Annotated in this window: 6 protein-coding genes; 5 read left to right on the forward strand and 1 reads right to left on the reverse strand. The window is 52.0% G+C overall.

Translation table 11 applies throughout. The features are described 5' to 3' along the window. Window positions 1-24: 24 nt before the first annotated feature. The 4 genes from P2G88_RS17995 to P2G88_RS18010 all read left to right on the forward strand — a co-directional run bounded on the left by P2G88_RS17995 (window position 25) and on the right by P2G88_RS18010 (window position 5,429). On the forward strand, window positions 25-1,923 hold the full coding sequence (locus tag P2G88_RS17995) for a diguanylate cyclase (RefSeq protein ID WP_275798572.1): 1,899 nt from the start codon (window positions 25-27) through the stop codon (window positions 1,921-1,923). 134 nt (window positions 1,924-2,057) lie between these two features. Further along, a complete protein-coding gene (locus tag P2G88_RS18000; protein ID WP_275798574.1) occupies window positions 2,058-4,304 on the forward strand; it encodes a molybdopterin cofactor-binding domain-containing protein in 2,247 nt (748 codons plus the stop codon). 9 nt (window positions 4,305-4,313) lie between these two features. After that, window positions 4,314-4,790 carry a (2Fe-2S)-binding protein gene (locus P2G88_RS18005; RefSeq protein WP_275798576.1) on the forward strand — a complete coding sequence of 159 codons (477 nt, stop codon included), beginning with the start codon at window positions 4,314-4,316 and terminating at the stop codon, window positions 4,788-4,790. 189 nt (window positions 4,791-4,979) lie between these two features. Next, the gene (locus P2G88_RS18010; protein ID WP_275798578.1) at window positions 4,980-5,429 is read left to right on the forward strand and encodes a hypothetical protein; all 450 of its coding nucleotides are present in this window, start codon (window positions 4,980-4,982) and stop codon (window positions 5,427-5,429) included. A gap of 36 nt (window positions 5,430-5,465) precedes the next feature. On the opposite strand, the gene P2G88_RS18015 is transcribed toward P2G88_RS18010, so the two are convergent. Then, on the reverse strand, window positions 5,466-6,647 hold the full coding sequence (locus P2G88_RS18015; RefSeq protein WP_275798580.1) for an NAD(P)/FAD-dependent oxidoreductase: 1,182 nt from the start codon (window positions 6,645-6,647) through the stop codon (window positions 5,466-5,468). A gap of 140 nt (window positions 6,648-6,787) precedes the next feature. On the opposite strand from P2G88_RS18015, the gene P2G88_RS18020 reads away from it, so the two are divergent. Beyond that, complete coding sequence (locus P2G88_RS18020; RefSeq protein ID WP_275798582.1) at window positions 6,788-7,189, forward strand: DUF3718 domain-containing protein; 402 nt, start codon at window positions 6,788-6,790, stop codon at window positions 7,187-7,189. Window positions 7,190-7,349: the final 160 nt, after the last annotated feature.

Below are 7,349 nucleotides of genomic sequence, written 5' to 3' on the forward strand. Positions count from 1 at the left end.
TTGAGAGATACTTAGGGTTTCTCTTTGTTCTTGTTGGGTGGTTCGCTGTTGGCTTCAATCTATCGGCTGGGTGTGTTCCTTCGTCTCTTGCCGGGTGTAGCAGTGTTGCTGTGGGGCATGCTGTTTCCCGTACATGCCCAATCGTTGACGGATGTGGAAGCGCAACTGACCGATATGCCGCCGGCTGAGCAACTCACCTTGTTGCAACAGCAACAAGCCGGGATACCGGGACTGCCATTGACTGACCAGGCCAGATTCTGGTTCTTGCTGGGTAATGCACTGGATGTAAATCAGCAGACTGAGCAGGCCATCGACGCTTATAGTCGCGCTATCGCTCTTTATGAAGCGCATCAACTTCCCCTGACTGAGACACTGCCACTGAGTTATGTGGAGCGCTCTTACATGCGCTATCTGCAAACTAACGATCCGCAGGTCTATTGTCCCGACCGGGTTAAGGCCCTGGCCCTTGCCAGAGAGCTGGACGAGCCAAAGCTGCTGGTCAAGATCCTGACCCAAAATGCCTTTTGTTATAGCGCTGATGCAGACCAGCTGAATCAGGGACTCGCCTTGTTGGTAGAGGCCATCAATGTGGCCGAACGCTATCAACTGCCTAAGAATCAGTACGGCATGATCCACAACGCTTCAGGTAACCTTTACCGGCGCAATCAAATCCTCGACAAGGCCTATGAATTTATTCTCAAAGCTTATCAGGCCTGGGCTGAGGTGGATGACTACCAGGATATGTTTAATATGCAGCATACCCTGGTAGAACTGGCCATTGCTCTTCGCCAGTTTGACAAGGCCGCTGAGCATGTTCAGGTGCTGTATTCTCTGGCGCAGGAGCAGCCACAGTTCAAAGATTTCTTGTTTTTCGCTTATTTTAACGACGGTATGTTAGTCCTGGCACAAGGCAAGCCGGACAAGGCTGCCGATATCTTGATGCAGGCGTTGCTGCTAAGGGATACCACCCAGGAAACCTTCTTTATCAAACGGGCGCAGGTCCTGTTGGTTCAGGCTTTATTCAAAGCCAATAAGCCTGCCGAGGTGAAGAAGGTATTGACCCAACTCGCCATTGACTGGCCAGACACCGCCCAATGGCCAAAAGAGGTGCAGGGTATTGCTGCCTATTATCAAGGCAAACCGCCAGAGGCGATGCAACTGATGATGACGGCATTGGATGAAGCCGTGCAACAGCGACGCGAGTTTGTCACGCAGTATCAACGGGCTTCTACCCTGTTGTTCGATGAAAGCATCACTGCGCTGGACAACAAAATTCTGCAACAGCAACTTGAGATTCAGCAACTGGAATTGTCCAGGGAGCAAACCCAAAGGCGTGTTGCCCAGATCACTGTGCTATTCAGTGTGGTCGCGTTGTTGGGGCTCAGTGTATTTGCCTGGTACCTGATCAAAACGCGCAGACTGTTCCGCCATCGTGCGCAGACCGATTATCTGACCCAGGTCGCCAACCGTCGCAGTATCTTTGAACAGGGCCATGCCCTGGTCAGGCAATGGATGCAAAGCCAAAAGCCACTGTCGGTGCTGATTTTTGATGTAGACCACTTTAAGCAGGTCAACGACAACCTGGGGCATGAGCAGGGAGATAAAGCCCTGAAACTGGTCACTCAGCGGGCCAAAGGCTGTTTGCGTCAGCAGGATCGCATTGGCCGTATTGGTGGTGAGGAATTTATGGTGCTACTTCCAGACACCGACTCAAAACAAGCCGCCCAGATTGCGCAACGCATTCGCCAGGATGTGGAGAAAGCACCGCTTCGAAAAGACGATGCTGATTATCGACTGACCATCAGCATCGGTAGTGCCACACTGATGCCAGGGGAAACGCTGGAGGTAGCCATGGTCCGTGCCGATAAGGCCCTGTATCAGGCTAAGGAAGGCGGCCGCAATCAGGTGGTGATGGCGGTTTGATTTGCGCCCAATGGCAGCTTAACAAGACAAAGGGAGGTGTTTGAGATAAACGCCGTCGCTGTGCGTTAAATAACCTGTTACTTAACACCCACTAGTGCTATTTCTGTTAACTCTTTTTTAACAGGGATACGTCCATGCAACTTCACAACAAGGCGCCCATCGATCCCGGCCGTCGTCACTTCTTAAAAACCAGCGCTTATGGCGGTGCTTTGCTCTTCTCCCTGACCCTGCCAGGCAAATTGTTGGCTGCCAATAGTGGCAAAGCTGTCAGCCAATGGTGTGTTTATGTCAGCATCAGGCCTGATAACTCGGTGCTAATGGCCTCGCCGGTGATGGATATGGGCCAGCATATGAAAACGGCCGGTCCCATGCTGTTGGCCGAGGAGTTGGATCTGGACTGGTCATTGATTGAGTTTACCGACACCTGCCCGGCTTACTTTAAGCTTAATGATGACGGCCGGGCGGAATATGCCTATTCCTATATGAATACCGGCGGTAGCCATGCACTGCGCAGTAATTGGGATTATATGCGAGGTGCTGGTGCTACGGTCAGGCGCATGCTGCTTGAGGAAGCGGCTTCAAGATGGCAGGTCAGTGTGGATAAGCTGCGTACGGAAAAAAGCCGCGTCTATCACCCCGAAGGACAGTCTTTTACCTATGGTGAGCTGGCAGAACAAGCAGCACAGCGGCACGTTTCACCCGAAAAGGTGACACTCAAATCCAGGGAGGCTTTCACGATCATCGGCACCGACAGGACCACGGTGGACATCGATAAGATGGTGACGGGCAAACCCTTGTTTGGCATAGATGCCGAGTATCCGGGCATGCTGCATGCGGTAATTGCCAGAAGCCCCTTTATTGACGGTCAGCTGGTCAGCCACAATGCACCCGCGGCCAAACGTATTGCCGGGGTAAAGGACGTCATTGTGCTCAAGCGCCAAACCGAGGACTACGGCAACGGCACCACCAAACAGCTGATGCCGCCGGGGGTGGCGGTGGTAGCCGATAAGCTGTGGGCAGCTATGCAAGGTAAAAACGCCCTGGCGATAAAGTGGCGTGCAGGGCCTGAAGGAATGAATCAGGACAGTGAACAGCAATTGGCCGAGTTTCATCGACTGGTTAGCGACCCGGATTATGCTGCACAATCCGGCTTTACCCATAATGTCAGGTTGTCTGAAGGGGATGCCAAGCAAGCTTTGACCGAAGCTGCGGACGCCCTGGACGCCACCTACGAAATCCCGCTGTTTGCCCATGCCTGTATGGAGCCTTTTAACTGCATCGCCGATGTGCGTGAGGATGGCGCCACTATTGTGGTGGGCCATCAGTTTCCTGAGAAGGTAGCTAACAACGTCGCCACGACATTGGGGATCAGTCCTTTAAAGGTTGAAGTGGTCAGCCATCGTATGGGTGGCGGTTTCGGACGGCGTTGGGAAATCGACTTTGTGCTCGAAGCCGTCATGTTGTCCAAGCAGTTGAACAAGCCCGTTAAGGTCACTTGGATGCGTGAAGATACCTTGGAGCAAGATCAATTTGCGCCAGCTTTTGTGATGCGCGTGCGCGCTGGTCTGGACGAGAACAAAAAGGTTGTAGCTTGGCACCACTGCCAGGCCCAAACCCGCGGTGATCCCAGGGACTCCTGCTTTCCTTTCAAACTGGTACCCAATTACCTGTCTGAACACTATGACTATCCTTCGCAGATTGCCACCGGCCCCTGGCGCGCGCCAGGTCACATGCAATGGGCATTTGCTGCGGAATCCATGTTGGATGAGCTGGCTTACCAAGCCAAAGAAGATCCGCTGGCCTTTCGTTTAAAGCTGATGCAGCCCCACACCGCTTATCCCCATAATGGCTATGGAGGGGACATCATTGACTCCGGGCGCATGGCCGAGTGCTATGCAGTGGCCGCCAAGATGGCCGATTGGAATAGACCCCGGGAAAAAGGCGTGGGCCTTGGCATAGCAGGGCATTTCACCTTCGGCAGCTATGCAGCCTTTGTGGTGGAGGTGGCCATGGACAAAGATGCCAATTTACAGGTCCGTCGCGCCTGGGGGGCTATTGACTGTGGTATTGCGGTCAACCCCAACCACATTGAAAACCAGATGCAGGGTGGGTTTATCGATGGCCTCAGTGCCGCTTTGTTCAATAAGGTTAATGTCGCAGGAGGGGAAATCCAAACCAAGAACTTTCACCAACTGCGCTTGATGAAAATGCTAGAGGCCCCCACCGATATTCAGGTTCGGGTGATCCACAGTGAGGCCAGCCCCACTGGTGTCGGCGAGCCACCCATTGGGCCCGCGGCGGCAGCGCTTGCTAACGCCATCTTTGCCGCCAGTGGTAAGCGCCTGCGCCGTTTGCCCTTTGCCGACGCTGTTCGTATTTAAGGAGTATTTATGTCTATTCAACTAACTATAAATCAACAGCCCGTAAAGGTAGATGACAGTGACAAGGATATGCCGCTGCTGTGGTTTATTCGCGAGCAGCAAGGCCTAAAAGGCACCAAGTTTGGCTGTGGTATTGGCCAGTGTGGTGCCTGTACCGTGCACTATAACGGTCAGGCTTTGCGTTCCTGTTCGGTAACCATGGAGCAGTTGCAGGGTGCCGATATTGTCACTATTGAGGCCTTAGCCCCTGGTGAGGAGGAATTACATCCGGTGCAGGAAGCCTGGAAGGAAATTGATGTACCACAATGTGGCTATTGCCAGGCCGGGCAGATTATGGCGGCAGCCGCCATGCTAAAAGCCACTCCCAAGCCTACAGAAGAGCAGATTGATCAGGTGATGACCAACATCTGTCGCTGTGGCACTTATGTGCGTATTCGCAAGGCCATTCATTTGGCCGTGGATAAACTGGCCAAGGCTGCTGGCTAGCGCACATATGATAAATCATGCCCTGGCCAAACGGATTAGCTGGTGGTCAGGTTAACGCTTTTTACCCCGTCTGTTGTCTCATTCCTGCGTTTTGTCACACAGGATTATTACACACCGACGGCCTTGGTTAAGGTAGTAAAGGACTGTGATAGCGCACGGGTGATCAGGATCTAATAGTGATGAGGTTTTATGCAGTTAAGATTGTTGTTTTATGTTTTATTGGTAGTCACGGGGGCACTATTGGCCATCAATCGTCCTGTACCTTCCCCAACACAACTTCATAAAACGCCGTCATTAGTCAGCTTTAAGAAAACCACCGAAACGCTAAGAAATGAGACTAGTGAGTATATTGAGGCATTGGACTTTGAGAATCAGCGTTACCGTTTCTATCGCTGGCTGCCTAATTACACTAGATTACTCGCCGCGTTGGAGTATGAGGGGCTATGGGAGCTACAGTTCAACCAGCGTGATCGCACGGTTTATGGGGCCACTTTTGATGGGCAGGTTTTGGTTGCTTATGAGCAAGCTGTGGCTGCAGAGCAAGCCAACAACCAGAAATATCAAATAGCGGGTGTTTTAGTTGCGATTTTTGCCCTGTGGCAGTTATATCGTTTATTTACCCGAAAAGAACAGGATTGAGCTTGCCAGTGGCCGGCAGGTGGCATCCCGTGCGCTTTACACCACCTGGCCGGCCACCCAGGCACTGGACCAGGCCCACTGGAAGTTGTAGCCGCCCAGCCAGCCCGTGACGTCCATCACTTCGCCGACAAAATACAGGCCTGGTATTTTCTTGGCTTCCATGGTTTTGGAGGATAACTCGTTTGTATCCACACCGCCAAGGGTCACTTCGGCGGTACGGTAACCTTCGGTGCCGTTGGGTTTAATTTGCCAAGCTTCAAAGGCCTCGGCCACCTGATCCAGCTGCTTGCCCTGGAATTGCTTCAGGGGCTTATTGGAAAGACCAAAGAACTCAATGGCGGTCTGCACAAAGCGTTTGGGATAATGTTTAGCCAATGCCGTGCTTAGCAAGGCGTCGGGATGCGCGATTTGTTCCTGCTTAAGCCAGGACAGCAGATCCTGCGAAGGCGAGAGATTGAAAGTCACCGCCTCACCAGGCTGCCAGTAAGAAGAAATCTGTAGTACCGACGGCCCACTTAAGCCCCGGTGGGTAAATAGCAGGGCTTCGCGAAAACTCTGATCGTTGCAGGTTGCGGTGCTGTCCAGGGCAATGCCGGAGAGTTCTGCCAGCACAGTTTTATCCTGCTCGTGCAGGGTAAAGGGAACTAAACCAGCACGGGTGGGTAGGACCTTCAGGCCAAATTGCTCTGCCAGTTTATAGCCATAGGGGCTGGCGCCCAACTTAGGAATAGACAGACCGCCGGTGGCCACCACTAAAGATGTACAGCTAAACTCGCCAAGGCTGGTGGTCAGGCTGAAGCCGCTTTCTGTTTTTTCTACTGCGAGAATTTCACAGGGATGGCGCACCAATACACCAGCCTTGTCGCACTCTGCCAGCAGCATCTTAAGAATATCTTTGGCCGAATCATCGCAAAACAGCTGCCCCAGGGTTTTCTCGTGATAAGCGATGCCGTATTCGGTCACCAAAGAAATAAAGTCCCATTGGGTATAGCGGCTCAGTGCTGATTTGCAGAAATGCGGATTGGCACTGAGAAAGTTCTCGGGGGAAGCGTACATGTTAGTGAAATTGCAGCGCCCACCGCCCGACATCAAAATTTTTCCCCCGATGCGTTTGGCATGATCCAGCACCAGCACTTTGCGACCGCGCTTGCCCGCCTGTGCAGCGCAAAATAAACCTGCGGCTCCGGCACCGATGATAATGACGTCGTAGTTGACCAATGCACATCCCCCAAAAAGCGCCAATTATATTAGGTTTAATTATCTATACCTATGTATAAATGTGGTGTCGACTAAATAATAGTCAGACACGAATTCTGGCTATAGAATTCGCGCGTTTTCAATCAACTGCGAGTAATGCAATGCGTAAGTCCCTTGTTTGTGCGGTAACTGGTGTTCTTCTGGCTGGTTTGGCTATGCCGTCTGTGGCTGCCATTAATGATGACCTGCAAAACATCTGTACTATCGTTAAGAATGATGACAAATCTGAACTTCGTAAGAAGATGAAGAGCATTCGTGACGATTACAACCTCAAACTGGGTGATTTCTACGATGGGATTTCCTGCAGTGGTCAGAGCCTGATCCGCTTCGCCATGGTTAGCAATGCCAACGAAGCCGGTGAGTACATGATCAAGTCTATGTCTCGTAACGAACTGACCAAGACCGAGAAAGACGGCAAAACCATCGAGCAGTGGGCTGAAGCCAACGGCCATTTGGCTGGTACTATCGGTGCTGTGCTGGTAGACCGCCTGAACGGCAAATAAGCCAGATCGAAAATAAAAAAGGCGCCTAAAAGGCGCCTCAGACTGTTGAAAAAGGCCTGGACGCAGATCCAGGCCTTTGATCTAATGAGCATAGTGAACAACATGGATTCACCATGCTTAGAGACAAAACCCCACAACAATATGAACTAGAAATGGTCGC

Origin of the sequence: Aliiglaciecola sp. CAU 1673 (assembly GCF_029223185.1) — a bacterium.
Classification (GTDB): Bacteria; Pseudomonadota; Gammaproteobacteria; order Enterobacterales; family Alteromonadaceae; genus Bowmanella.